This window comes from Paenibacillus plantiphilus, assembly GCF_927798095.1.
GTDB classification, from domain to species: Bacteria; Bacillota; Bacilli; order Paenibacillales; family Paenibacillaceae; genus Paenibacillus_Z; species Paenibacillus_Z plantiphilus.
Genome location: NZ_CAKMMF010000002.1, coordinates 43,571 through 68,771, shown reverse-complemented (window position 1 = coordinate 68,771; position 25,201 = coordinate 43,571). Strand labels below are relative to the sequence as shown.

Annotated in this window: 27 protein-coding genes; 26 read left to right on the top strand and 1 reads right to left on the bottom strand. The window is 41.3% G+C overall.

Annotated features, from left to right (window positions below):
* Positions 1 to 5 precede the first annotated feature (5 nt).
* The 19 genes from L6H65_RS01770 to L6H65_RS01680 all read left to right on the top strand — a co-directional run bounded on the left by L6H65_RS01770 (position 6) and on the right by L6H65_RS01680 (position 16,104).
* On the top strand, positions 6 to 539 hold the full coding sequence (locus L6H65_RS01770; protein WP_236338597.1) for a DUF6470 family protein: 534 nt from the start codon (positions 6 to 8) through the stop codon (positions 537 to 539).
* A gap of 28 nt (positions 540 to 567) precedes the next feature.
* Positions 568 to 999, top strand: coding sequence for a flagellar assembly protein FliW (gene fliW, locus L6H65_RS01765; RefSeq protein WP_236338596.1), 432 nt, complete (start codon positions 568 to 570; stop codon positions 997 to 999).
* Complete coding sequence (gene csrA / locus L6H65_RS01760) at positions 993 to 1,232, top strand: carbon storage regulator CsrA (RefSeq protein ID WP_236338595.1); 240 nt, start codon at positions 993 to 995, stop codon at positions 1,230 to 1,232. The genes fliW and csrA overlap by 7 nt, the downstream gene beginning before the upstream one ends.
* Positions 1,233 to 1,260: 28 nt before the next feature.
* Positions 1,261 to 1,641: a flagellar protein FlaG gene (locus tag L6H65_RS01755; RefSeq protein WP_236338594.1), complete on the top strand. Its 381-nt coding sequence runs from the start codon at positions 1,261 to 1,263 to the stop codon at positions 1,639 to 1,641.
* Between the two features lie 26 nt (positions 1,642 to 1,667).
* On the top strand, positions 1,668 to 3,122 hold the full coding sequence (gene fliD / locus L6H65_RS01750) for a flagellar filament capping protein FliD (protein ID WP_236338593.1): 1,455 nt from the start codon (positions 1,668 to 1,670) through the stop codon (positions 3,120 to 3,122).
* A 34-nt stretch (positions 3,123 to 3,156) separates the two neighbouring features.
* A complete protein-coding gene (gene fliS, locus L6H65_RS01745) occupies positions 3,157 to 3,546 on the top strand; it encodes a flagellar export chaperone FliS (RefSeq protein WP_236338833.1) in 390 nt (129 codons plus the stop codon).
* Entirely contained in the window at positions 3,533 to 3,931 is a 399-nt protein-coding gene (locus L6H65_RS01740; protein ID WP_236338592.1) for a hypothetical protein, read from the top strand. The genes fliS and L6H65_RS01740 overlap by 14 nt, the downstream gene beginning before the upstream one ends.
* A 105-nt stretch (positions 3,932 to 4,036) precedes the next feature.
* A complete protein-coding gene (locus L6H65_RS01735; protein ID WP_236338591.1) occupies positions 4,037 to 4,858 on the top strand; it encodes a flagellin N-terminal helical domain-containing protein in 822 nt (273 codons plus the stop codon).
* A gap of 112 nt (positions 4,859 to 4,970) precedes the next feature.
* The gene (locus L6H65_RS01730; protein ID WP_236338590.1) at positions 4,971 to 5,564 is read left to right on the top strand and encodes a DUF8042 domain-containing protein; all 594 of its coding nucleotides are present in this window, start codon (positions 4,971 to 4,973) and stop codon (positions 5,562 to 5,564) included.
* A gap of 1 nt (position 5,565) precedes the next feature.
* The gene (locus L6H65_RS01725; RefSeq protein WP_236338589.1) at positions 5,566 to 7,443 is read left to right on the top strand and encodes a motility associated factor glycosyltransferase family protein; all 1,878 of its coding nucleotides are present in this window, start codon (positions 5,566 to 5,568) and stop codon (positions 7,441 to 7,443) included.
* Positions 7,444 to 7,456: 13 nt separating this feature from the next.
* Positions 7,457 to 8,464, top strand: a complete 1,008-nt coding sequence (locus L6H65_RS01720; protein ID WP_236338588.1) for an NAD-dependent 4,6-dehydratase LegB — start codon at positions 7,457 to 7,459, stop codon at positions 8,462 to 8,464.
* A gap of 27 nt (positions 8,465 to 8,491) precedes the next feature.
* A complete protein-coding gene (locus L6H65_RS01715; protein ID WP_236338587.1) occupies positions 8,492 to 9,658 on the top strand; it encodes a LegC family aminotransferase in 1,167 nt (388 codons plus the stop codon).
* Between the two features lie 44 nt (positions 9,659 to 9,702).
* The gene (gene neuC / locus L6H65_RS01710; protein ID WP_236338585.1) at positions 9,703 to 10,881 is read left to right on the top strand and encodes a UDP-N-acetylglucosamine 2-epimerase; all 1,179 of its coding nucleotides are present in this window, start codon (positions 9,703 to 9,705) and stop codon (positions 10,879 to 10,881) included.
* 14 nt (positions 10,882 to 10,895) lie between these two features.
* On the top strand, positions 10,896 to 11,972 hold the full coding sequence (gene neuB / locus L6H65_RS01705; RefSeq protein WP_236338583.1) for an N-acetylneuraminate synthase: 1,077 nt from the start codon (positions 10,896 to 10,898) through the stop codon (positions 11,970 to 11,972).
* Between the two features lie 28 nt (positions 11,973 to 12,000).
* Complete coding sequence (locus L6H65_RS01700; RefSeq protein WP_236338582.1) at positions 12,001 to 12,627, top strand: acetyltransferase; 627 nt, start codon at positions 12,001 to 12,003, stop codon at positions 12,625 to 12,627.
* On the top strand, positions 12,624 to 13,676 hold the full coding sequence (locus L6H65_RS01695; protein ID WP_236338581.1) for a nucleotidyltransferase family protein: 1,053 nt from the start codon (positions 12,624 to 12,626) through the stop codon (positions 13,674 to 13,676). Before L6H65_RS01700 ends, L6H65_RS01695 begins: the two co-directional genes overlap by 4 nt.
* Positions 13,673 to 14,587: a Gfo/Idh/MocA family protein gene (locus tag L6H65_RS01690; RefSeq protein ID WP_236338580.1), complete on the top strand. Its 915-nt coding sequence runs from the start codon at positions 13,673 to 13,675 to the stop codon at positions 14,585 to 14,587. Before L6H65_RS01695 ends, L6H65_RS01690 begins: the two co-directional genes overlap by 4 nt.
* On the top strand, positions 14,580 to 15,290 hold the full coding sequence (locus L6H65_RS01685) for an acylneuraminate cytidylyltransferase family protein (protein WP_236338579.1): 711 nt from the start codon (positions 14,580 to 14,582) through the stop codon (positions 15,288 to 15,290). The genes L6H65_RS01690 and L6H65_RS01685 overlap by 8 nt, the downstream gene beginning before the upstream one ends.
* Positions 15,283 to 16,104 carry an SDR family oxidoreductase gene (locus tag L6H65_RS01680; RefSeq protein WP_236338578.1) on the top strand — a complete coding sequence of 274 codons (822 nt, stop codon included), beginning with the start codon at positions 15,283 to 15,285 and terminating at the stop codon, positions 16,102 to 16,104. Before L6H65_RS01685 ends, L6H65_RS01680 begins: the two co-directional genes overlap by 8 nt.
* Here the strand turns inward: L6H65_RS01680 and L6H65_RS01675 are convergent.
* On the bottom strand, positions 16,073 to 16,960 hold the full coding sequence (locus L6H65_RS01675; protein ID WP_236338577.1) for an SGNH/GDSL hydrolase family protein: 888 nt from the start codon (positions 16,958 to 16,960) through the stop codon (positions 16,073 to 16,075). The genes L6H65_RS01680 and L6H65_RS01675 overlap by 32 nt on opposite strands.
* Positions 16,961 to 17,048: 88 nt before the next feature.
* Between L6H65_RS01675 and L6H65_RS01670 the strand changes: the two genes are divergently transcribed.
* The 7 genes from L6H65_RS01670 (at position 17,049) to L6H65_RS01640 (ending at position 25,177) form a co-directional block, all read left to right on the top strand.
* Positions 17,049 to 18,077 (top strand): Gfo/Idh/MocA family protein, encoded by a 1,029-nt coding sequence (locus tag L6H65_RS01670; RefSeq protein ID WP_236338576.1) that lies wholly within the window; start codon positions 17,049 to 17,051, stop codon positions 18,075 to 18,077.
* Positions 18,078 to 18,093: 16 nt separating this feature from the next.
* Entirely contained in the window at positions 18,094 to 19,059 is a 966-nt protein-coding gene (locus L6H65_RS01665) for a Gfo/Idh/MocA family protein (protein WP_236338575.1), read from the top strand.
* Between the two features lie 134 nt (positions 19,060 to 19,193).
* Entirely contained in the window at positions 19,194 to 19,391 is a 198-nt protein-coding gene (locus tag L6H65_RS01660) for a cold-shock protein (RefSeq protein WP_042170033.1), read from the top strand.
* Between the two features lie 372 nt (positions 19,392 to 19,763).
* Positions 19,764 to 20,309, top strand: coding sequence for a ribosome hibernation-promoting factor, HPF/YfiA family (gene hpf / locus L6H65_RS01655; RefSeq protein WP_236338574.1), 546 nt, complete (start codon positions 19,764 to 19,766; stop codon positions 20,307 to 20,309).
* A 160-nt stretch (positions 20,310 to 20,469) separates the two neighbouring features.
* On the top strand, positions 20,470 to 22,983 hold the full coding sequence (gene secA / locus L6H65_RS01650; protein ID WP_236338573.1) for a preprotein translocase subunit SecA: 2,514 nt from the start codon (positions 20,470 to 20,472) through the stop codon (positions 22,981 to 22,983).
* Between the two features lie 55 nt (positions 22,984 to 23,038).
* Positions 23,039 to 24,152, top strand: a protein-coding gene (gene prfB, locus L6H65_RS01645; RefSeq protein ID WP_236338572.1) for a peptide chain release factor 2 whose coding sequence is annotated in 2 segments (ribosomal slippage) — positions 23,039 to 23,110 and positions 23,112 to 24,152 — 1,113 coding nt in all. Because the reading frame shifts where the segments join, the coding sequence is not laid out codon by codon here.
* Positions 24,153 to 24,244: 92 nt separating this feature from the next.
* Positions 24,245 to 25,177 carry a YitT family protein gene (locus L6H65_RS01640; protein WP_236338571.1) on the top strand — a complete coding sequence of 311 codons (933 nt, stop codon included), beginning with the start codon at positions 24,245 to 24,247 and terminating at the stop codon, positions 25,175 to 25,177.
* Positions 25,178 to 25,201: the final 24 nt, after the last annotated feature.

The window sequence follows — 25,201 nt, the reverse complement described above, 5'->3', positions numbered from 1 at the left end:
TGTCTATGTCTATTCGATCACATGTAGCCGTTTCGTCAGGTAGTGTATACGTTCCCTTGCAGGAGATGGAGATATCACGCAAACTGTCGGATATTGATGTCAAATATCATGCTGCGGAGTTATCTATTTCTACACGGAACCCAGAGATCACTGTTAATTGGCAACCGGTGTGGGATAGTATTGGGCTGGAGAATCCGTTAAGCTCAATGAGGAGTAGGATGGCCAGTGATACAGGGCGATCTTTTGAGACTATTGCTCAGCTCGCAAGGGACGGCGATATGGTAGCGCGAAGTGTTGTAATGCGTGAGAAAAACATATTTGGACGACTTGGTATGGAGAAGTTTCATCGCGAACGTCAGTTGGAAACCAAACTCGTGTTAATGCCAGACACAATGCCTAAATTCTCGGTAACCGTTTATAAACCGGATATTCATATCGAACCGCATAGTCCGGAAGTAAACCCCAATGATATTCGTCCTAGAGTAAGCTTGAAATCGTTACAATCCAATTCAAGCGGATTTATTGACCAACGCATATAATTGCGTGGAAAGGTCGTACAGGAGAATCATGATAACGATAAAAAGTTCAAGGTATGGAGATTTGACAGTTCGACAGGAGCAAGTTTATGAATTTCCACAAGGAATAGTTGGATTCTCGAACGTTACCGAGTATGCTCTTATGCCATTCGAAGATACGGATTTCTTTGTTCTTCACGCTTCAAGGGAAGATGTAAGCTTTATCTTGATCGCAGCGGCAAAGGTGAAAGAAGATTATGCTTTTGAGTTAGATGAAGAAACTGTGAGGATGTTAGAAACAAATGCTGCAGTTGATGTACTGCCATTCCTTATAGTTAATTTTGTAGACGATGTTCCTCACATCAACTTGAGGGCGCCAATTTTGATTGTTCCAGTTTCGCAGAAGGGTTGTCAATATGTAATACACCACCCTTCATATCCAATTAGGGAAGCATTATTGTTTGAGGAGCAAGGATCATGCTAGTGCTGAAGCGAAAAGTTGGAGAAATAATTAGAATTGGAGACCATATCGAGGTCCATGTTCTCGCGGTCGAAGGAGAAGTGCTTAAACTAGGATTTGTCGCTCCAAGGCATGTTTCGATCATGAGATCTGAGATTTATGAGGCGATACGCCAAGAAAATCTACAAGCGGGCAAGCAAGAGAATGATCCTAAGAGGTTACTACATCTATTGGGAAGGAAACCCAATGATGCGTAATACAAAAATATAATAGGGAGGGATAGCTATGCTGGGTGCAATTAATCGAATGGATGCTTCCGCTCGCGATTGGAACCAGGCGAACCAAACAACAATGACTAACACCGAGAAAACGCCAAACGAATCAAGAGATGTAAGTAAAATACAAAGTATGAATCAACAAACAGAAGCAGCTGATGGCAGGGATAAAGATAAGATTCATAAGGAAATTGAGAAGCTGAATGAACAAATGAAGAGCACAAACAAGTTGTTTAGATTCAAGTACAGTGAAGAAGCGGATAAATTTTATGTTCAAATCATTGATGCGAGGTCGCAAGAAGTTATTGATAGCTTACCGCCAGAGTATATGTTAGATCTTTCAGCTAAGCTTAATGAACTGATTGGACTATTTGTTGATAAGAAATTATAAATTAATCGTTGAAAGGGTGAATGAAGATGTCTGTTAGTTTTCCAGGATTGGCTTCAAACCTTGATACAGCCGCTATCATTAATAAATTAATGGAGTTTGATAGGATTCCTTATGACCGTTTGGATAAGAAGAAAGGTGATTTGGGAGCAGAACAAACTATTTTTCAAACAGTGAATACCAAACTAGGTGTTTTACAATCAGCAGTGTCTGACTTGATGTTAAATTCAAATTTCAATCTTGTTTCAGGTGCGAGCTCGAATGAAAAGGTATTGAAAGCTACTGCGAGCGAAGGGGCCTCGACGGGTGATTTCAATATAACTGTTAATACGTTAGCGCAAAGTCACGCCATTAAATCGGGTGCTGTTACAATTGGTGATTCCACTTTGAAAAATAAAACATTTACAATTGATCGTGTAGGGCACACTCAAATAACTATTGATACATCTGTCGCAGCAGCTGGTGCTACGAACGGGGACATTCTAGAGTATATTAAGGGGCAGATTAACTCCCAGGACAGTGGATTAGCAGCCTCGATTGTTTCCATTTCCGCGACGGAGAAGGTATTACTCATTTCCTCGAAAGAGACGGGTACTGCTAACAAAATGAAGCTTTCTGGTGGGACTGGAGGGATAGAGTTAGGTGGTACTTCACTTGCAGATTTAGGGATTACCAATGTTGATACGGCTGTCAATCAGACACAAGCCGCAGATAATGCTACAATTACCGTTAATGGCGTTAGTATTACTCGTAGTAATAATAAGATCAGCGATGTTATAAATGGTGTGACCTTGGACCTGTTGGAGGCGGGAAGCTCTAAAGTAACCGTTTCTCGTGATACGGACAAAGTTGCTGGTAAAATTGAAAAATTCATTAATGCTTATAATGATGCGGTTAGTCTCGTGCGTGGTAATCTTACAAAACCTACGGATAAGACAAAAATGAATCCTTTGCAAGGTGATTCTGTGTTAAAAGAAATAAGCTCTAAAATGTATGATATCTTCACTAAGGTAACGGGTTCGCCACATGGAGCAAACATGATGTCTGCTTATGGTTTTGATATTGATAAAGGAATCAAAGTAGGTAGTCAAATGACGGGGAAGATTACTTTTGATAAAGAAGTCTTCAAAGAAAAATTCAATGCTGATCCAAATGCAGTTATCAATATGTTTAATTTTAAACCTTCTGACGGAGCTGATGCAGTAGAAAAATCCAAAGAGGGTATTATGCGAGTATTAGATGGACAATTGAAAGAGTGGACTAATTCAGTTAATGGTTTGATGACAAGTAAAATAAAGGGTTACAGCTCGGAAATTACTGTTATTGATGAACGTATGGAAGCAATGGATCTCAGATTGCAGATGAAACAGGATCAATTAAAAAAACAATTCGCATCAATGGAAGTTGCTTTATCTAAACTTAAAAGCCAACAGAGCTGGTTAACAAGTCAGCTAGCTGCACTTACGCCGACAAAAACAAGTTAATCCATTTTCATGAGGGGGATGAATAATCGTGCAAATGCCAAATCAAGCGGGATATCAAGCCTATCAAAAGAACAGGTTTGAAACTGCCTCTCCTCATCGCTTAATTTTAATGCTTTATGAAGGCGCGCTTAAGTACGCCTCTCAAGCAGAACGTGCACTTTTAGAACAGGATATAGTTGCATCTAATCGGTTACTTCTGAAGATTCAAGATATTGTGTACGAATTGATAGCTACTTTGGATATGAAGCAAGGCGGTCAAATTGCTACGAATCTACAGTCTTTATATTTCTATGTGATTGATTGTTTGGTTCAAGCCAATCTACAAAAGAATCACGAAAAATTGCAGGAAGTAGTTGAGATTCTTCAAAGTCTCAAATCCGCCTGGGAGCAAATCGGAAAGGAAGTTGCTCTTGGGAAAGGATGACCTAACAAAGTTCCGTGCAGTTGTAGATGAGATGAAATCAATTATGGAACGACAGAATACTTTAATAGCTGATGATATGGACGAAGAAGCGTTGCAGAAGTTTGCAGTGCTATCTGAGGAATGGGATCATCTAGCCAGAGTAATAGATAGAATAAGAGATGCAGCGGAGTTGGATATAGCAACTCTCATGTCTGATTCAGAGATACTCTTATTAATAAAGGATATGAATGATAAAGTGATCATTATGAATGAGAAGCTGCATCGGATATCATTACAAACATCTATAGGTATGGAAAGTGCTAGAAAACAGCAGACAGCAGTACGTTCCTACGGTGGTATGAATTCGATGGACTACGTTTCGTTATATTTTGACAAAAAACAATAAAAAAAGTTTTTATAATCTATTAAATATCACATGAGATTAACCGATATTATATATGTAGCCACAAGGATGTGGCTCTAATAACCTAATCATGGAGGATGAACAATTATGTCAATGTACATTAACACAAACGTAGCAGCAATCAACTCTCACCGTAATTTAGCATCGAATAACACTACTATGGGTAAAACCATGGAAAAACTTTCTTCCGGTTATCGTATCAACCGTGCAGCTGATGATGCTGCTGGTCTTGCAATCTCCGAGAAAATGCGTTTCCAAATTAATGGTTTGAACCAAGCGCAACGTAACGCTCAAGACGGTATTTCCTTACTGCAAACTGCTGAGGGTGCACTGACTGAAGTTCACTCGATGCTGCAACGTATGAATACGTTGGCTAACCAATCCGCGAATGGTACGTACAATACCGCTGAGGATCGTGCAGCTCTTCAAGCTGAAGTGAAGGAACTGATTAAGGAGATCGGGAATATTTCTAGCTCCACTAATTTCAATGGTATCAACCTTTTGAAATCCAATAACTCGATTAAATTCCAAATCGGTGTTGAAGCTTCGAACACCCTGACAGTAGCTATGGCAACGATGAGCGCGACTGGAATTGGTCTGACCGCTGGTGTAACAATTGGTAGCCAAACCGGTGCGCAAAGGGCACTTTCCGTTATTAAGAAGGCTATCATCGAAGTTTCCCAACACCGTGGTAAGCTGGGAGCTGTTCAAAACCGTCTGGAACACACAATTAACAACCTGGGCGTAACTTCCGAGAATCTGGCTGCTTCAGAATCTCGTATTCGTAATGCTGACATGGCTAAAGAAATGACAGAATTCACACGCAATCAAATCCTTGTACAAGCAGGAACTGCAATGCTGGCTCAAGCTAACTCGATGCCACAAGGTGTTCTGAAACTTCTGGGATAATATCCCCTATCAAAAAAAGTCTCATCCTATAAGGGATGGGACTTTTTTTCTATACAGAATAAGATGAGAGTAACCGATAATTAATACATAAACTTTTAAAAGGGTGATAGGTTTGAAACTTTACGTTGATGATCATGAAATAAATCGTGATTTTGATGGCTTGACCGAATTTGATGAATTTTGGAAAGAATTAAATGAAAATTTTAAAAGGGAAAAGAAAGTCATTTCATCTGCAGTTATAGATGGGCTAGAGCAAGATGACTACAATCAATATATTGTTTTGAACTTCTCATCTATTAAAGTAATAACATTAAATATTGTTTCTTATACAGAACTGACTGATGCGTCTTTGAATGAGTTAATTATCTATAACAAAAAAATTATAACAGCATGCGATTCTATTGGTTCATTATTTTACGGTGATTTAACTGAAAGGGAATGGGGACTTATAGAATCCCTTATGCAAGGTTATCAATGGATACATCAATGTATTTCTGGTTTAATTGCAATCTTGATTGAAAATAACTCAAGTGATCAGCGTTTAGTTATACTGGAGCCAGCTTTAAATATTCTTGAGAATCAATTGCAGGAATTGGACGGAGCACTTCAAGGGCAACAGTATGTTATAGCTGGCGATATTATTAAATACGAGCTAATAGATGTCTTTAAGGTCCTTGATGAACAATTTGCAGAACACGGGTGGTAAAATGAAGTCACTAAAGGAAGATAATCTGAATTTAATTCGAGAGTATTACCCTCATATTTATAGTTTTATAAAAAATCAAGAAACAGATCGAGAGCAATATCAACTGTTGCCTACTAAGTCGGATCTTTATAATATAGAAATCAAGCGAAAAGAGAACCCTTCCTTTTTATTGTACAGTAAATATGATCCAAGAAATGAAACGGAAAATTGGATTAACTCGGTTGAAGAAGTTATAGGAGAATCACAAAGTATTTTATTATTCGGTTTTGGTTTGGGATATCACATGGAACGGTTAATTGAACGATACCCAGATCGTACTATTTATGTTATTGAACCAGATCTGGATATATTTCTAACAGCCATGGAAGCAAGAGACCATAGTAAAATATTAAAGCATAAGAAAATAGGTATGTTGGCAATAGGAAAGGGCGAATTAGTTTTTAGGAGATTTATTGCAACACTTACATCACAGCTTTCAAATAGCTTTTGTTTGTTGTATATGCCTAATTATTTAAAGCTATATGAAGAGGAAATAAAGCAGTTTCAGGAATTATTCAGGGCGACAATTCTTACGGATAGGACCAATTATGCGACTCAAATTATTTTTAAACGAGAATGGCCCGAGAATGCAATATTGAATTTGCTAAAGACCTATAAGGGGAGGTCATTAACTGGGGTTAAAAGTTATTTTAAAGACCATACAGCTATTATCGTGGGATCAGGTCCTTCCCTGGATCAAGATATTGATTATTTAAGAGAGTTGCAAAACCATGCCATTATTATCGCGGCAGGTACTAGTACACAAGCATTGCTTTCGCGAGGAATACGTCCACACCTAATTGTATCTGTTGATGGAAGCGTGAAAAACTATGAAGCGTTTAGTGATTTAGATATCGAGGGGATTCCATTTGTATATGCTTCGTATATTAAACATAAAATAATTGAAGAAAAAGTTAATGAACTATATCATGTGTTTATCTCGTCAGAAACAATGACTTCTTATATTATTGGATTAACGGAATCAGATCCATCTTTTTTTACAACAGCCTCTGTTACGGGGACAGTCATTCAGACAGCTGTTTACTTAGGATGCAAAAAATTGATTTTTGTTGGTCAAGATTTATCATACCCAGGAAAAACAATTTATTCATCTGGAATCGATCATTTTAGTGATAAAGAATTAACAAGATTCATCAATAATATTAGCGAAGAAGTGCAAAATGTTCAGGGTGGAACCAATCCCACAACCAAACCAATGAAAAACATGCTAGAGAATATCGAGATGGTTATAGGGTACTATGATGATACAATTGAATTTATTAATACTTCCCAAATGGGAGCGGTTATTAAAGGTGCTAGAAATGTTCCACTCTCTAAAATGCTCGATGAGTTGAAGTGTCAGGAAATGACACCGGAGAAATTCGGGGGAATTTTCAATGATCATGCATTACCATACAGTGACACGAAGACTCGAGAAATTATCGATCGTATGCATGAATGTCTGAATGAATTGAGACGACTTCAAGAAGGCCCAATTACAAAAATATTAGATGAATTCGAAAGTTTGAGTAAAAAGTTAGATAAAAAGAAAGAAAAAACGATCGAAAAATCATTGGTTAGAATTAATTGGTTATGGGAAGAGATAACAAGTAGTGCAATATTTGATCCAGTGTATGGTTTTGTCGTTCAAGTTGATATTTCTATTTACTATCGCTTTTTACCAACAATAATTGATTGCAGCGAAATAACGAAGAAAGCGGAGTTTGTAATTACTCATTTGGGGAGACTAGTCGCTTCTATTTATAGTGAAACCCCAATACTAATAAAATTGTTTGAACAAGTGATTGAAAGTGTAAATCAGTCGAAGAAAAATATTTAATGAGGAGAACATAATGCCTAATAACCGTAAAGTATTAGTGACTGGTGCCGATGGATTTATTGGTTCTCATCTGACAGAAGCGCTGGTGAAAGCCGGATATAATGTGCGGTCATTTGTTATGTACAATTCATTCAACTCATGGGGATGGTTGGATGACTGCGATAAGGAGATCGTTAAGCAAATTGAGATTTTCACAGGTGACATTCGGGATCCATTCGGAGTTAAAAAAGCGATGTCGGGGTGTGATACCGTGCTTCATCTAGCAGCTCTGATTGCAATTCCATATTCGTATCATTCTCCGGACACTTATGTGGATACAAATATAAAAGGAACTTTAAATGTACTTCAAGCGGCAAGAGAGCTTGGTTTAAGCAAAATCATTCACACTTCAACTAGTGAAGTTTATGGTACAGCTCAATTTGTTCCTATAACGGAAGAACATCCACTACAAGGTCAATCGCCTTACTCGGCAACAAAGATAGGGGCCGATCAGATTGCGATGTCTTTCTTTCGATCATTTGAAACGCCAGTAGGAATAATAAGACCATTTAATACTTATGGTCCTCGCCAATCTGCACGCGCTATAATACCTACAGTTATAACTCAATTAGCTGCAGGGAATCAAACCATTAAACTTGGCTCCCTCAGCCCGACACGAGACTTTAATTATGTAGAAGATACAGTAAGAGGTTTTTTGGCCGCGTTGGTATCTGATAAAGTGATTGGTGAAATTATTAATATAGGTAGTAATTACGAAGTATCAATCGGAGAAACAGCGCAACTCATTGCAAAGATAATGGGGAAAGAACTGATAATTGAGACTGAATCTGCTCGTTTGCGGCCTGAAGGCAGTGAAGTTGAACGTTTATGGGCGGATAATCAAAAAGCTAAAAGGTTGTTGAATTGGGAGCCTAAGTATGGGACTTTAGATGGTTTAAATAAAGGAATCGAAAAAACAGTAGAGTGGTTTAGTAATGGCGAGAATTTAGCAAAATACAAGATGGGTATCTATAATATCTAATGGCATTCATGAAAAGAGTGAGAAGAAATGACCATCGGAACTTTTGAGAAGCAAATTATTAGAACGATCCGATCCGTAATTGCTGTGGGGCCAGATGCGACGGTGGCATTACATGAACCTTCATTTAAAGGAAATGAATGGAAGTATATAAAAGACTGCATCGATACGGGATGGGTATCATCCGTTGGCAAATATGTCGATTTGTTTGAACGAAAATTAGAACAATTCACTGGGGCTAAACATGCAGTAGCTGTTGTAAATGGAACAGCAGCCCTTCACATATGCTTGTTACTGGCTGGAGTAAAAGCAGGCGATGAAGTTCTTGTACCTTCACTTTCTTTTGTTGCTACTGCCAATGCAGTAACTTATAGTGGGGCAATACCTCATTTCGCTGATGTAGACCATCACACGCTAGGACTTGATGTACAAAAACTAGATCATTATTTAAAAGACATTGCTATCTTGAAACATGATGGCTGTTATAATCGACGAACAAACAGACGAATAAAAGCTGTTGTTCCTATGCATACCTTTGGACAACCAGTAGATATTGAATCATTAATTGAATTAGTGCACCATTACAAGATTGAATTGATTGAAGATGCTGCTGAATCTCTCGGTTCGTATTACAAAGGGAAACATACTGGTTTGTTTGGTAAAATGGGTGCGATTAGTTTTAATGGGAACAAGATCATTACCACTGGTGGTGGGGGAGCCATTATTACTAACGATTCTGAGATAGCAAAAGCGGCGAAGCATCTTACTACTACGGCTAAAATACCTCATAAATGGGAATATGATCACGATTCCATCGGTTATAATTATAGAATGCCTAACATTAATGCTGCACTAGGTTGTGCACAAATGGAAGAGTTGCCTAACTTCATAAAATCAAAAAGAGAACTGGCTAAGAAATATCGGAGTGCATTTAAAAACGTTTCTGGCGTTCATTTGTATACGGAGCAGGAATGGGCACGCAGTAATTATTGGCTTAATGTTCTTTTTTTGGGCGGTACAGTATCCAGAGATGATCTATTGGAATCGGCTGCAAATGAAGGATTAATGCTTAGACCAATATGGAAACCACTCCATTTATTGTCGATGTACAAGGAGTGCCCAGCAATGGAATTGGAAACAACCTTAATTCTACAGAGGCAAATCATTAATATACCTAGCGGACCTACCCTTGGCTGATGAAATAAATTCGTTTTGAATTGACGAAGGGAAGGGAAGTTTACATGGAAAGGCGTAAAATATGTATTATAACTGGGAGTAGAGCTGAATATGGTCTGTTGTATTGGCTTATGAAAGAAATTAATATGGATGAGGAACTTGAATTAATATTAATAGCGACAGGTTCTCATTTATCACCAGAGTTTGGTCTCACGTATAAAGAAATTGAACGAGATGGTTTTATTATTAACAGTAAGATCGAGATGATTGTATCGAGTGACACACCTATCGGTATAGCTAAATCGATTGGTCTAGGAGTTATCAGTTTTGCTGAGGCATTCGACAGACTCACTCCTGATATCATCGTTTTGCTAGGTGATCGTTATGAAATGCTGGCTGCCGCGCAGGCCGCGCTTGTATTAAAGGTTCCAGTTGCTCATATACATGGGGGCGAAAAAACCGAGGGTGCTATTGATGAATCAATCAGGCATGCTGTTACAAAAATGTCACAGCTTCACTTTGTCGCAGCCGATGATTATCGGAGGAGGGTCATTCAGCTGGGCGAACCTCCGCAACGTGTGTTTCAAGTGGGAGCAATGGGCATAGATCAGCTAATGCAAACGTCTCGTTTATCCAGAGATGAATTTGAGAAATCAGTGGGTTTCCGACTTGGAAAGCTTAACTTTTTAGTCACTTATCATCCTGTTACTTTACATAGAGACGGGAATGAGAAAGTAATGTCAGAGTTGTTGTCGGCTTTAAATGAGTTTCCTGAAGTGAAAATAATATTTACAAAACCGAATGCAGATGCTGAAGGAAGAATACTGTCTCAAATGATTGATCAATACGTAGAAGAGAATACTTTGCGAGCTATATCCGTCACAAATATGGGTCAGTTAAGATATATGAGCGCATTGTCCCACGTCGATGTTGTAATTGGAAATTCTTCGAGTGGGATTTATGAGGCGCCTTTTTTTTATAAACCTACTGTGAATATCGGTGATAGACAGAAAGGTCGGTTAAAGGGGGCTACGATCATCGATTGCTCCGAGACTGCGAATGATATCAGTAAATCCATTCATTTGGCACTTTCAAAATCATTTCAAGATGAAATTGCAAATGCTGTCTATTTATTCGGTGAAGGAAATAGCTCCAAGAAGATCAAGGAAGTGCTGAAGAATACGGATCTAATAGGGATTGTGCAAAAGGATTTTTATGATCTTCAAAAAGAAGAATATGTGTGAGGAGCAGCATGAAAATGGACAGGGAATTGAGCACTTATATTATTGCTGAGGCTGGAGTGAATCACAACGGGTCAGTTGAAATGGCAATCAACCTTATTGATGAAGCTGCGGATGCTGGAGCAGATGCAATTAAGTTCCAAACCTTTAAGGCAGATAAGTTGGTCGTTCCGGAGGCAAGGAAGGCTGACTATCAAGAAGCAGCTGGTGTAAGTGATTCTCAACTCGAGATGTTAAGAAAACTTGAGTTGGATGATAGCGCACATCACCAATTAATTAGACATTGTTCAGAGCGGGGAATAAAGTTTCTTTCTACACCGTTTGATATTGATAGTCTGCACCTTTTAGTTGATGAATTGCATCTAAAAGAAGTGAAAATCTCATCAGGTGAGATAACGAATGGGCCTCTATTGTTAGAAACTGCTCGAAGTCAAGTTCAAATCATACTTTCTACTGGAATGAGTACTTTTGAGGAAATTGAGAGAGCGTTATCGGTAATTGCATTTGGATATATTTATCCAAATGACACACCTACTTCAGCAAATTTAAAAGACGCCTTTCTTTTAGAGGAAGGAAAGCAGTTGCTGAAAGAGAGAGTGATACTCTTGCACTGTACGACTGAGTATCCATGCCCGATAGATGAAGTTAATTTGCTGGTTATGGATACAATGAAAGAGTTTTTCGGTTTGCCTGTTGGGTATTCAGATCATACGGCCGGTATTACTGTGCCAATCGCAGCTGTTGCGCGGGGAGCAAGGGTCATAGAGAAGCATTTCACTTTGGATCGTAATTTACCCGGTCCAGATCACCAATCATCTTTAGAACCTGATGAACTGGCCGAAATGATTAAATCAATAAGGCTAGTTGAAAGAGCTATGGGTAGCTCATTTAAGAAGCCTACTATATCTGAGTTGAAAAACTTAGGTGTTGCGAGAAAAAGCATAATCGCCGCAAGAGATATAAAAATTGGTGAGTGCTTCGATGAAAGTAACATTTGTGTGAAAAGACCTGGTACGGGAATATCGCCTATGAACTATTGGAATGTTCTTGGAAGTAGTTCCACTAGGAGCTATAAGACTAACGATTTAATATGAGAATCGATAGAGAACTGCGGGTGATTGAATGGGTCTTCCACTTGTATTATTAGGTGCTGGAGGTCATGCTAAGGTATTGTTGGACATTATTCGTCAAACAAATAACACAATTTTGGGAGTGGTAGCACCAGAAGCAGTTAACATAGGTGTCCCATATATAGGAAATGACGACCAATTGGTATCACAATTTCCCCCGGATTCTGTATTATTGGTCAACGGAATCGGCTCTGTTGGTAAGATTTCTACAAGAAAAGCAGTGTTCGATTCGTTTAAGCAGCAAGGATATCGATTTGAGACTCTTATTCACTATAGTGCCACTGTTTCAGCAAGTACTAAACTTAGTGAAGGTGTGCAGATTATGGCTGGAGTGATCATTCAACCTGGGGTGACGTTAGGCTCAAACACAATAATTAATACACGTTCTGTAGTAGATCATGATTGCAAATTAGGTGAGCACGTTCATATATCTCCAGGCGCAATACTCTGCGGAAATGTTCTAATAGAACCAGAAGTCCATATAGGAGCTGGCGCAACTATTATTCAAAGCATAAGAATAAGGAGAGGGTCGATTGTAGGAGCAGGTGCCGTTGTAATTTCAGATGTTTCTTCGAGAAGCTTGGTTGTAGGAGTTCCCGCAAAGGAGATAAACCGATGAGTACATTCCATAAAGTATTAATAACACCCAATAAAACAATTATGGACGCATTGCGTATTATCGATACCGGATCAAAACAAATTGCTTTAGTAGTTAGTGAAGATCATGTGCTGCTCGGAACAGTGACAGATGGAGATATCCGTCGTGGACTACTAAGGGGGGAATCGTTGTATTCCCTAGTTACTACAGTTATGAATGGTAATCCTGTTGTTGCTAAATCAATAGATAGCCGACAAACTATTTTCTCTTTAATGCGTTTGCACAACCTTCGTCAAGTTCCTATAATCGATAAAAATGGAAAAGTGGTTCGTATGGAACTGCTAGAAAGTTATATAGAAAAGAGAAGCCACTCTAATCCTGTCGTATTAATGGCTGGTGGATTAGGTACACGGTTACGCCCGTTAACTGACAATTGTCCCAAGCCGCTGCTTAAAGTTGGGAAAAAACCGATTTTAGAAATCATACTTGAAAATTTTATTGAATGTGGGTTCTACCGTTTTTATTTTACTGTTAATTATAAGGCTGAAATGATTAAAGATTATTTTGGTGATGGATCTAGGTGGGGAGTTGATATCAAATATATTGATGAAACAGAGAGAATGGGTACTGCAGGTTCTCTGAGTTTACTGGCAGATTTCGGGCTAAGTGAGCCGCTGTTTGTTATGAATGGAGATTTATTAACTAAAGTGAATTTTCATCAATTACTTGACTATCACAAGGAAACTAAAGCTTTGGCTACGATGTGTGTAAGAGATTTTGACTATCAGGTTCCATACGGTGTTATTCGAACAAATGGTCATACTTTAATTGCGATTGAGGAAAAGCCGATTCAGAGGTTCTATGTTAATGCAGGAATCTACTTGTTAGAACCGAGAACCCTTGAGATGATACCTAAAAAGGCGTTCTACGATATGCCTACCTTATTCGAACAGATTATAGCATCTCATTATGAAGCTAGTGTATTTCCAATACGAGAATATTGGCTGGATATAGGGCGTATGGATGATTTTAATCGAGCAAACGGTGAATATATGGAGAATTTTGAATGAAAGCAATTGTAGTAGGCTTTGGCTCCATAGGTGAGAGACATACACGATTGCTTCAAAGTATGAATATTGAGACAGCCGTCGTTAGTGAAAGAAAGATCAATTTTCCATATAAATTCACAAATATCTCTGAAGCTATTCAGAATTATTGCCCTGATTATATTGTAATAGCAAATAAGACAAACCAGCATCACTCAGCACTATTGCAAGTACTTGCAAGCAACTTTCAGGGAAAGGTTCTTGTTGAGAAACCGTTATATCATAGGTTGTTAGAACTGCCGGAAAATCATCAGATGGATATATTTGTTGCGTACAATCTGAGATTTCATCCTTTGCTTCAGCGTTTGAAGAGTGCTTTAACAAGAGAGCACATAATATCGGCGACTATTTATACAGGGCAATATTTACCTGACTGGCGTCCCAATACAGACTATAGAGCAAGTTATTCAGCTAGAATCAATGATGGCGGTGGTGTCATACGCGATCTTAGTCATGAGCTTGACTATGCGAACTTTTTATTCGGCAAATGGAGAAGACTTTCAGCCATAGGGGGCAAATATAGCTCCCTTGAAATAACAAGCGATGATTCATTTTCATTGCTCGTGGAGATGGAACGATGTCCACAGGTGCAGATTCAGGTGAATTATTTAGATCGTATGGGGCGGAGGGAAATCATCGTCAACACGGATTTGCATACATATAAAATTGACTTCAGCAACAGAACGTTTCAATTAGACAAAGAGATTTTTCATATTGACTGTGACCGTGATGACACTTATGAAATGCAGCATGATGCAATTGTTCAAGGTGTGCATTCCAATTTATGTGAATATGAGGATGGTTTAAATATTGTACGTATGATTGAAGCAATTGAATGCTCTGCAAGTCAAAAGGAGTGGATTATTAATGCCTAGACTCTGCTCGATATGTGCACGTGGCGGCTCCAAAGGCGTAAGGAATAAAAACATAAGAGAGATACTTGGAAAGCCATTAATTGCTTATAGTATTGACCAAGCAAAAAGGTCAGGGTTGTTCGATTATATTGCAGTCAGTAGCGATTCAGAGGAGATTCTTAGCGCTGCGCGCCAGTGGGGGGCAGATATTCTTATTAACCGGCCTGAGATTCTTGCTACAGATAATGCTGCAAAGCTGCCAGTTATCCAGCACTGTCTTATGGAAGCAGAAAGGCTGATGGGTGTAGAGTTTGATGTTGTGGTTGATTTAGATGCTACTGCACCACTTCGAACCGTTAATGATATTATCGCTTCGGTCAAGCTCTTGGAGGAAAGTAATATTTCTAATGTCATAACTGGAATGCCCGCAAGACGATCCCCTTATTTTAATTTAGTAGAACAGGATGAATTAGGGAGGGTACACCTGTCGAAGACTTTAGAAGTACCTGTACTAAGAAGACAAGATGCTCCAAAGTGTTTTGATATGAATGCTTCAATTTATGTATGGAAACGAAATGTATTGCTTGAGAGGACAACATTATTCCTACATGACACAGGTATTTATGTTATGCCAGAGGAGAGGTCTATTGATATTGACAGTGAATTAGATTTTCGTATTGTTGAGTGGATTATAAACGCGCGAGAAGGAGTATCAGATGAATAAATATTCGGAATCTTTTTCCCTGAAAGGTAAATCCGCTATTATTACAGGGGCAGTTGGTATCCTGGGTCAAAGGTTCTGTCATGCATTTGCTGAGTTCGGATCAAACGTGATAGTCGTTGACATTGACGAACAAGCCGCCGTAACATTAGCGACTGAGTTAGAAGACTGCTATGGCGTACAGGCAATAGGTGTAAAATGCAATGTTGCGGACCCAAAAGATGTTGCTGAAATGGTTGAAATATCGGTGAAGGCAATGGGCGACATTAACATATTACATAACAACGCCGCGAGCAAGTCCACTGATCTTGCAGCTTTTCTTGCTCCTTTTGAAGAATATACTCTCAAGCAATGGCAGGAAGTGATGTCTGTTAATTTGGATGGTGTATTTCTTGTTGCACAAGCAGTAGGAAAGCAAATGATCAAACAAGGAATCGGTGGATCAATTATTCAAACGGCTTCTATTTACGGTGTAATGGCACCTGATCATCGCATATATGAAGGTTCCTATTATATGGGTAGACCGATTACGTCTCCTGCTGTCTATTCGGCATCCAAAGCAGGAGTAATTGGGCTGACTAGATATTTATCCACCTACTGGGCGCAATATGGCATTCGCGTCAATTCCATCACACCAGGTGGTGTTGAAAGTGGACAAAATGAAGAATTCCAGCAGAGATATTCTGCCCGGGTTCCTTTAGCAAGAATGGCTAAGCCGGATGAAATGACGGGGGCGGTTCTTTATTTGGCTTCAGATGCCTCCAGTTATGTTACGGGACAGAATATTATTGTGGATGGAGGTTTGAATGCTTGGTAATTATATCGTCAATTCGTGAATCGATTAAATGTGTACTTTGGTAAAATCGTTGAATTCTATTGAATGTAGAATTGTCATTTAATGATGATGTGCACAGATCAAGTATCCGATAAAGTGCCTCAAGATAGTAGGGATAGTGGCGAAAGGCTCTTAAAAAGGCAAGTTTTGCTTCCTCGCCGTGTCCTTGTTGGAGGAGATCAACTCCATGCTCGGTTTCAATAATTGCCTGTATGATTTTCAAGGTTTGTTTATAAATAAGTTTATTACCTGATTTATTAAGATGTTGATCATCTGGAAGTAGGTATTGATTTAAAGGTTCACTTTCTAAATGTTTGTTCATGTCAATAAAGAAAAATTGCTGTTCATCCGCTTGGTTAAGAATTAAGTTGTATTTTTTGATTTCATTGTCTAAACCCGGATATCTATTATACATTTTTTCTGAGGTTGGACATATGCCAATAATAATGCATTTTGTTTTTGGTTTTTTTTGGATATAATGCAGTAGAGAGTGATAATAACTTATAAAACTGTCTATTTGCACATACTGTTTTGTTTCCAGTTCAGGTCGAATCCAACAATCAACAAGTCCCACATGTAGTATAAATACGTCTGGTTGAAAGAAGAATAAATGGTCTTGGAGGTTATTAAAGATATGAACAATAGTTGATGCTCTTTGAGCGCGATTGGTTACTTGAATGGGGGCATTTGGATATAGTTTTTGAAGTCCAAATTGTAGAAGACTTCCATAGGTATCATGAAAATTAACAGCTAACTCGGTTTCTGTACCGTAATCATATGTTTTAGGATTATGAGGACGAGGAAGTGCTAATGAATCGCCTGATATTAAGATATGCATGTGATTCCTCCTTGTTGAATAGTTGAAGTGTAAGGATATTATATCAATTTATCATCATAAAGATAAGCTTGTTCTGGGGGAAAAGTTGATGACCAAAATTTGCGTAATTGGATTAGGGCCTATGGGAAAGCGGCACCTACTTGCACTTAGAAAAATAGAAAATGCGGAAATCTGCTCAGTAGTCGATTTGAGAGAGGATACACTTCGGATGATAGGTGAAGAGTTTTCAATCTCAGAATCCTGTAGATTCCAGTCACATATTGACGCTATTCGAATAAGTAAACCAGACATTGTCGCGATTGCGACAAACGGCCCTAGCCATTATTCTATATTCGAAGATCTAGTAAGATCTGGGGTAAAACAAATACTATGTGAAAAACCACTTGCTACTTCCTTGAGAGATGCGCAGAATATGGCGGATCTTGCAAAGAAACACCGGGTTCGATTGCTTGTTAATCATCCGAGACGATGGTGTAGTGATTATATAGCTTTGAAGGGGAAATTACGAAATGGAATAATTGGAAAGATTGAAAGTTTCAGTTTCACTATGGGTGGAGGACAGATGGGGTGTAACGGTACCCATTTTATTGATCTTTTCATGTTTTTGTCAGGTTATAAAGTAAAGTCAGTTGTTGGTTTTTTGAATGATGAGAATGTTCCCAATCCTCGCGGGGTACAGTTCGCAGATCCTGGAGGATATGCCATTTTTCATTTATTTGATGATACTCGCGTTTTTTTTGAATTAACAGAGGACATAGGTATTCCCCCAATGATCACAATAAATGGAACCTATGGACGAATTCTTATTGAGGAAACTAAAGGTTATTATACGATAGAAAGAAGAGATGAAGAAACTATAAACTTGCCTGTAACAAGATACGGAACACCTTTAACTTTAATTGAGCAAATAAATTTTGAGGAACTTGATATAGTGAACTTAACAGGTTTAGCTTATTCAAAGTTAATGGTGGATGAATTTGAAAATGTTGTAAACCATGCAATCGATGCTCTGGAAGCTATTATTTCAATTCATGATTCGCACGAGCAAGGGAATCGAAAAATTCAGTTGCCTCTTCAGGGGGATGTAATAAGGGATAGAAGGTTTCTATTTACATAATTCGGCGGTGATTAGAATGAAATTGAGGATTCGTTTGGCTGTAGTAGGTACGGGACTAATCTTTCAGCAATATAATCAGGCTATTAACTGGTTAAATAGAAATGGCAGCATGTCTATTGAAATGGTGGCTGCAGTAAATCGAACGGAAGAAAGTAATATAAAAGCAAGAAATCAGTACGGAATATCGCGAACCTATACGTCTGTAGCAGAAATGATGCAACAAGAGACTGTTGATGGCGTGCTTCTACTTGTTCCACCACATCATATTTGCGAATTGTCACTATCGTTGTTACACTATCGAGTTCCATTGTTAATAGAGAAACCGCCAGGAATATGCTCGGATGAAGCAAGATTAATTGCCCGGTACAGCGAGCAATTTAATACTCCAGTTATGGTAGGTTTCAATCGCAGATTCTACAGTATAGTAAAGAAGGCCAAATCTATAATCGATCAAATGGGCGGACTTCTGGGAATGCGTATGGATGCTTTCGAGAGATACAGAATTTACCGTGAAAACAACATGGACGCCAGTAAATTAGAAAGCTTATTCTCAACTAATACAATACACTGTATTGATCTCATCCGATTTTACACTGGAGATATTGCTCATATTAATAGCTTTAATAACAACTTAATGGCAGAGCCCTCAAATCATCGATATGCATCCTTAATTGTATCAAAAAGTAATATCCCAGTCACTTTTCAGGCTTACTGGCATGCAATGGGAAACTGGAATTATGAACTATATATCCCAGATGGCAAGATTCATTTTACAAATCTAGAGCAAGCTTATTTTCATAGTCGGGGTGCTGAACCTGTAGAAATTCTGCCGGATCGCTGTGACCTTGAAGCTAAAGCGGGATTTGCTTCTCAATTGGAATATTTCATTGCGGTGATTAGGCAGGAAAAGTCTGTTGATAAAATGTCAATACACGATGCTATTCATACATTTGAGTTAGTGGAACAGTTGAAAGCTCCTTGATTATAAAACGATAGTTGCTGAAATGTATTCGCTTACAAAATTACATTGACAATTATGTGACGCCGATGTTATATTCGAAATGTGGTTCACTTTATGTGATTTCCAGCAATTTATGAATGAAGGGAATGTTCTGAATGCAAGGTAAAGTTAAATGGTTCAACGCTGAGAAGGGTTATGGATTCATCGAGACTGAGCAAGGCGGCGACGTATTTGTTCATTTCTCCGCAATTCAATCCGAAGGTTTCAAAACACTCGAAGAAGGCCAATCGGTTGAATTCGACATCGTTGAGGGTGCTCGTGGACCACAAGCTGCAAACGTAATCAAATTGTAATCATTCGGCTGTTAAGCGGCCACACCATATATGGTACGCGCTTAACCAAAGTATTATCAGTAGCCTTGGGAAACCCGAGGCTACTTTTTTATTTTAACTAACTATAGATGGAGATCTTCCTTATCGAAGGGGGAGTCATGAAACACCGTCATTTTATTAGAGCAGTGAGTGGCGATATGGTCCCAATAAGATGTGACTAGCAAGCACGAATATACGATTGATTTCGACGAAGGCATTCCACTTTTATCAATCAAATAGCCCCCTCACACATTCGACAATAAATTATCAAAATATTCTAACAAAACAGAAAATAGCTTTGTGTCTCCTCCTGCGCCTATGTTATAATAAGATCACGTAAAGGAGGAATGCCCCATGGAATACATCATTCGAGGTCAAAACATTCAAGTGACAGACGCGATGCGCGATTTTGTCGAAAAGAAGCTTAACCGCCTGGAAAAGTATTTTGAAGAGTCAATAACCTCCGATATTAACGTGACGATGTCCGTCACTAAAGGTAGACATGCAGTAGAAGTAGCGATCCAGCTTCCTAACGTCATGTTAAGAGCGGAAGAGAAAAGCGAGGACATGTACGCCTCCGTCGATCTGGTGGTGGACAAACTTGAACGTCAGATTCGCAAGAACAAGACGAAGCTGAACCGCAAGTTCCGTCAGAACAGCGGTATCCGAACACTTTTCCAGGATGAAGGTGCTCCGGTGAAGGTGTTGGAGGAAGAGGATGAACTGGAGCTCGTCCGCACGAAGCGATTCCAGCTCAAGCCGATGGATGTGGAGGAGGCCATTCTGCAAATGAATATGGTCGGACATTCGTTCTTCATGTTCGCCAATGCAGCGACCAAAGAAGTGAATGTTGTATATAAACGCAGTGATGGCAAATACGGACTTATTGAGCAGGACTAATTCCAATACTTATAATGATACTTAACTGATAAATCACAAGGGCACGCTTCGTCATCGAAGCGACGCCCTTTTTATATCCGCTGTCTCGTCGTGCGTTGCGGGAAATGCCGCAAACTGTTACAATTTATGCAAAGAGGCGTAACAACGAAAGGGGAAGACCATGCTCGGACTTGTAAAGAAAATATTCGGTGACGCCAATGAACGTGAAATTAAACGTTTGATGCGTATCGTTGAGCAGATTAATGGAATGGAATCGAAAATTTCGCAGCTCTCAGATGATGCCCTGCGCGGCAAAACAGAGGAGTTCAAAGCTCGTGCTGCCAAAGGCGAGGAGCTTAGCGACCTGCTTCCGGAAGCTTTCGCCGTTACACGCGAAGCATCCAAGAGGGTTCTTGATAAACGCCACTACGATGTTCAGCTTATCGGTGGTATGGTGCTTCATGACGGCAAGATTTCTGAGATGAAGACAGGGGAAGGTAAGACGCTAGTCGCGACTCTTGCTGTTTATTTGAATGCTCTTCTGGGCAAAGGCGTCCACGTTGTCACGGTCAATGATTATTTGGCCCTGCGGGACAGCCAGCAGATGGGCGTGCTGTATGAATTTTTAGGCCTGACAGTGGGCTGCAATATGCATGGACTTACACATGCGGAGAAGCAAGCGGCCTATGCTTGCGATATTACTTATGGTACGAATAATGAGTTCGGCTTTGACTATTTGCGTGATAACATGGTGCTGTACAAGGAACAGATGGTGCAGCGTCCGCTTTATTTTGCCATTATTGACGAGGTTGACTCCATTCTGATCGATGAAGCGCGTACACCGCTCATTATTTCGGGACAAGCTGCCAAGTCGACGGAGATGTATTTTGCCGCTGACCGGTTCGTTAGTCGATTGCAGCAGGATGTGGACTATACGATCGATGTGAAGCTTCGCTCTGTTACGATTACAGAAGCAGGTGTGGAGAAGGCGGAACGCGCTTTCGCTATTGAGAATCTGTTCGACCATGCCAATGTGCTGATCAATCACCATATTCAACAAGCGCTTAAGGCACGTGCTATCATGAAGCGCGATGTCGATTATGTGGTTCAGGACGATGAAGTTGTCATTGTTGATGAGTTTACAGGCCGTCTGATGGCTGGACGACGTTACAGCGACGGTCTGCATCAAGCGATTGAAGCCAAGGAGCAGATGAAGGTTCAGAACGAGAGCATGACGCTCGCGACGATTACCTTCCAGAACTACTTCCGTATGTACCGTAAGCTTGCCGGAATGACGGGTACGGCTAAGACAGAGGAAGAAGAATTCAAGAAAATTTACGGTCTTGATGTTATTCAAGTGCCGACGAACCGCCAAATGATCCGCAATGACATCGCGGATGTTGTCTACAAAACGGAGAATGGCAAGTTTAAAGCCGTTGTCGAAGAAATTTTGGAGCGTCATAAGAAGAACCAGCCGGTGCTAGTCGGTACGGTGTCGATTGAGAACTCGGAACGTCTGTCGGATATGCTGAAGAAACGCGGTGTCACGCATAAAGTCCTCAATGCGAAGTATCATGCCGAGGAAGCGGAAATTATTTCGCGTGCTGGACAAGAGGGCTCTGTCACAATCGCAACGAACATGGCAGGCCGTGGTACGGATATTCTTTTAGGAGATAACGTCCCGACTTCTGGCGGTCTTCATATTATAGGTACGGAACGTCATGAGAGCCGTCGGATCGACAACCAGCTCCGTGGTCGTGCCGGTCGTCAGGGCGACCCGGGCTCATCGCAGTTTTACTTGTCTCTGGAAGATGAGCTGATGCGCCGCTTTGGTTCAGACAATATTATGGGCATGATGGAACGCCTTGGTTTTGATGAGGATCAGCCTATCGAGAGCCGTCTTATTACGCGCGCAATAGAATCTGCGCAGAAGCGGGTAGAGGGCAACAACTTCGATCAGCGGAAGATCGTCCTTCAATATGATGATGTTATGAATCAGCAGCGGGAAATCATCTACAAGCAGCGTCGTGAAGTGCTGTTCTCAGAGAATATCCGCGACATTGTGCTTGAGATGATTAAGCCGGTTATTGAACGGTCCGTAGCTGCCCACTGTCCGAGTGACGATGTACCGGAGAACTGGGAGCTGCAAGAGATTGTTGATTACGCACAGGGTACATTCCTCTATGAAGGCATGATTACGAAGGATGATCTGTGGGGCAAGGAAACAGAGGAGATTACAGAATTCCTCTACAATCAGGTGCTCAAGCTGTATGACCGCAGAGAAGAAGAGATCGGCATCGAGATGATGCGTGAATTCGAGAAGGTTGTTGTTCTGCGTGCCGTTGACAGCAAGTGGATGGATCATATCGATGCGATGGATCAGCTGCGTCAAGGTATCCACCTGCGTGCATACGGAGGAACCGACCCGCTCCGCGAGTATCAATTCGAAGGCTTCGAGATGTTCAAGGAAATGATCGACAGCATCCAGGAAGAAGTCACTAAATATATTATGAAGGCACATGTAGAGAATAATCTGGAGCGCCAGGAAGTAGCCAAAGGACAGACGGAGTCCGGCGGCGGCGGAAGCAGCGAGCCCCAGGCCAAACGTCCGGTCAAGCGTGAAGAGCGTGTTGGGCGCAACGATCCGTGTCCGTGCGGAAGCGGTAAGAAATACAAGCAATGCCACGGACAATAAAGTCCCTCGCCGCATAGTGTAGGGCAGAACAATATGTTGAGGTGAATCGATCGTCATGATAGATGTATCTATAAAGCAAGACCTGCGTGAGACGGCGAAACGGCTTCAAAACCTAAGGGGGTCTCTTTGACTTAGATCTTAAGGCGGAGCTGATCGCGAATTTCGAGGAAAAGATGACAGCCCCCGACTTCTGGGATGACAACGATCGGGCGCAGAGCACAATAGCTGAGCTGAATGCGATCAAGTCAGTCGTCGAGCAATACGAGCGACTTGCCGAGAGTCAGGACGATCTGCAGACGATGCTGGAGCTCGCAGAGGAAGAGGATGACGAATCGCTGGAGGCGGACATCGCCAGCAGTGTACAGGAGCTCGTAGGCAAGGTCAGCGAATTTGAGCTGCAGCTGCTGCTCAACCAGCCTTACGACAAGCTGAATGCCATTCTGGAGCTTCATCCGGGAGCTGGGGGAACGGAGTCGCAGGATTGGGGACAGATGCTCTACCGAATGTACACGAGGTGGGCGGAGAAGCATGGCTTCAAGGTCGAGGTGCTTGATTATTTGCCTGGTGATGAAGCGGGCATCAAGAGCGTGACCATTCTTGTCAAAGGCTACAATGCCTACGGCTATCTCAAAGCAGAGAAGGGCGTACACAGGCTCGTGCGGATTTCACCATTCGATTCCTCGGGCAGAAGGCATACCTCCTTCGTCTCCTGTGACATTATGCCAGAGATTCAGGATGATATCGAGATTGAGATCCGCTCGGAGGACTTGAAGGTTGACACCTACCGCGCGAGCGGTGCTGGCGGTCAGCATATCAATAAGACGGAATCAGCCATTCGAATCACTCATATTCCGAGCGGTATCGTTGTCGCCTGTCAGACGCAGCGTTCACAAATTCAGAACCGCGAGAGCGCGATGACGATGCTCCGCTCCAAGCTCTATGAGCGCAAGATCGAGGAGCAGCAGAAGCATCTTGCAGAAATTCGCGGCGAGCAGTCCGATATCGCTTGGGGCAGCCAGATTCGTTCCTATGTGTTTCATCCCTACAGTATGGTGAAAGATCACCGTACTTCGGTTGAGACAGGCAATGTCGGCGCCGTGATGGATGGAGATCTGGATGCCTTCATCGATGGTTATTTGCGAAGTCAAATTCGGACCGAGCAAGTATAATAACGGTTCATATGCATAGCGAGGGCGAAGAGTTCCTACACTGATAAAGTGTGGGAACTCTTTTTGTCATTCAGGAAAGGTGATTGGGGCCTATGTCGGATGAATTAGATCAGCAGCCAAGGCAGCAGCATCAAGCCGGGAATAAGCAAGGGCGGAGCGGCGGCGGACACCACCATAGGAGGGAGCTTAACCCCCGCTTGCAAGCCATTGCGGGTACTATTCTGCTGCTCCTGGGCTCATTTCTGATTGCTATCAGCTTCAATGTATTTTTTGTGCCGCTCGGAATCGCCTCTGGCGGAATTTCCGGCGTCTCTATTCTTGTGAACCGGCTGACCGGCATTGCGCCGGCTTTTATCCAATGGGCGTTCAATGTGCCCTTGTTCCTGCTTGGCCTATGGCTGCTTGGCAAGCGATTTGCACTGAAGACGGCGCTCGGTTCCTTCATGCTGCCGCTCTTCGTGCTGCTCACCTCCCATTGGCCGCCATTGACAGAGAATGCGCTGCTTGCCGCTATCTATGGCGGTATCGGCGTTGGTGCCGGCTTAGGCCTTGTTTTTCGCGGGCAGGGCTCGACAGGCGGTCTTGATCTCGCTGCGCAACTGCTGCATCGTTACACCGGCATTCGATTGGGGCTGGCCGTTGCCTGCTTCGATGGATTGGTTATCGCCGCAGCAGGAGTGCTCATTTCTCCGGAGATTTCGCTCTATGCGCTGATAGGCTTGTTCGTGACGAGCAAAACAATTGATTTTATCCAGACAGGGCTTGCGCTCTCCAAAGTCGCGTTCATTATCTCCTGTCGGGCGGAGGAGATCAGGCAAGCGGTGCTGCATGATTTGGATCGCGGTCTGACCAGTTTGGATGGCCATGGCGGATACACGGGAGCGGCGAGGCAGGTGCTGATGGTCGTTGTGGGTCAAGGCGAGGTTTCGAAGCTGAAGCAGTTGGTGCGGTCGGTTGATCCCGCTGCCTTTGTCATCATAAGTGATACAGCGGAGGTGTTGGGTGAAGGGTTCAAGCGGCCGTGAAGCGAGCAAGGACGATTGCACCGT

Excerpts from the sequence above, each read along its gene's own strand:
- csrA (WP_236338595.1), top strand. The coding sequence starts at position 993 with ATGCTAGTGCTGAAGCGAAAAGTTGGAGAAATAATTAGAATTGGAGAC.
- L6H65_RS01720 (WP_236338588.1), top strand. The coding sequence starts at position 7,457 with ATGCCTAATAACCGTAAAGTATTAGTGACTGGTGCCGATGGATTTATT.
- L6H65_RS01715 (WP_236338587.1), top strand. The coding sequence starts at position 8,492 with ATGACCATCGGAACTTTTGAGAAGCAAATTATTAGAACGATCCGATCC.
- L6H65_RS01685 (WP_236338579.1), top strand. The coding sequence starts at position 14,580 with ATGCCTAGACTCTGCTCGATATGTGCACGTGGCGGCTCCAAAGGCGTA.
- L6H65_RS01755 (WP_236338594.1), top strand. The coding sequence starts at position 1,261 with ATGCTGGGTGCAATTAATCGAATGGATGCTTCCGCTCGCGATTGGAAC.
- L6H65_RS01735 (WP_236338591.1), top strand. The coding sequence starts at position 4,037 with ATGTCAATGTACATTAACACAAACGTAGCAGCAATCAACTCTCACCGT.
- fliW (WP_236338596.1), top strand. The coding sequence starts at position 568 with ATGATAACGATAAAAAGTTCAAGGTATGGAGATTTGACAGTTCGACAG.
- L6H65_RS01640 (WP_236338571.1), top strand. The coding sequence starts at position 24,245 with ATGTCGGATGAATTAGATCAGCAGCCAAGGCAGCAGCATCAAGCCGGG.
- fliS (WP_236338833.1), top strand. The coding sequence starts at position 3,157 with ATGCCAAATCAAGCGGGATATCAAGCCTATCAAAAGAACAGGTTTGAA.
- L6H65_RS01700 (WP_236338582.1), top strand. The coding sequence starts at position 12,001 with ATGGGTCTTCCACTTGTATTATTAGGTGCTGGAGGTCATGCTAAGGTA.
- L6H65_RS01725 (WP_236338589.1), top strand. The coding sequence starts at position 5,566 with ATGAAGTCACTAAAGGAAGATAATCTGAATTTAATTCGAGAGTATTAC.
- L6H65_RS01660 (WP_042170033.1), top strand. The coding sequence starts at position 19,194 with ATGCAAGGTAAAGTTAAATGGTTCAACGCTGAGAAGGGTTATGGATTC.
- L6H65_RS01665 (WP_236338575.1), top strand. The coding sequence starts at position 18,094 with ATGAAATTGAGGATTCGTTTGGCTGTAGTAGGTACGGGACTAATCTTT.
- secA (WP_236338573.1), top strand. The coding sequence starts at position 20,470 with ATGCTCGGACTTGTAAAGAAAATATTCGGTGACGCCAATGAACGTGAA.
- L6H65_RS01695 (WP_236338581.1), top strand. The coding sequence starts at position 12,624 with ATGAGTACATTCCATAAAGTATTAATAACACCCAATAAAACAATTATG.
- L6H65_RS01690 (WP_236338580.1), top strand. The coding sequence starts at position 13,673 with ATGAAAGCAATTGTAGTAGGCTTTGGCTCCATAGGTGAGAGACATACA.
- L6H65_RS01680 (WP_236338578.1), top strand. The coding sequence starts at position 15,283 with ATGAATAAATATTCGGAATCTTTTTCCCTGAAAGGTAAATCCGCTATT.
- L6H65_RS01770 (WP_236338597.1), top strand. The coding sequence starts at position 6 with ATGTCTATTCGATCACATGTAGCCGTTTCGTCAGGTAGTGTATACGTT.
- neuC (WP_236338585.1), top strand. The coding sequence starts at position 9,703 with ATGGAAAGGCGTAAAATATGTATTATAACTGGGAGTAGAGCTGAATAT.
- L6H65_RS01675 (WP_236338577.1), bottom strand. The coding sequence starts at position 16,960 with ATGCATATCTTAATATCAGGCGATTCATTAGCACTTCCTCGTCCTCAT.
- fliD (WP_236338593.1), top strand. The coding sequence starts at position 1,668 with ATGTCTGTTAGTTTTCCAGGATTGGCTTCAAACCTTGATACAGCCGCT.
- neuB (WP_236338583.1), top strand. The coding sequence starts at position 10,896 with ATGGACAGGGAATTGAGCACTTATATTATTGCTGAGGCTGGAGTGAAT.
- L6H65_RS01670 (WP_236338576.1), top strand. The coding sequence starts at position 17,049 with ATGACCAAAATTTGCGTAATTGGATTAGGGCCTATGGGAAAGCGGCAC.
- hpf (WP_236338574.1), top strand. The coding sequence starts at position 19,764 with ATGGAATACATCATTCGAGGTCAAAACATTCAAGTGACAGACGCGATG.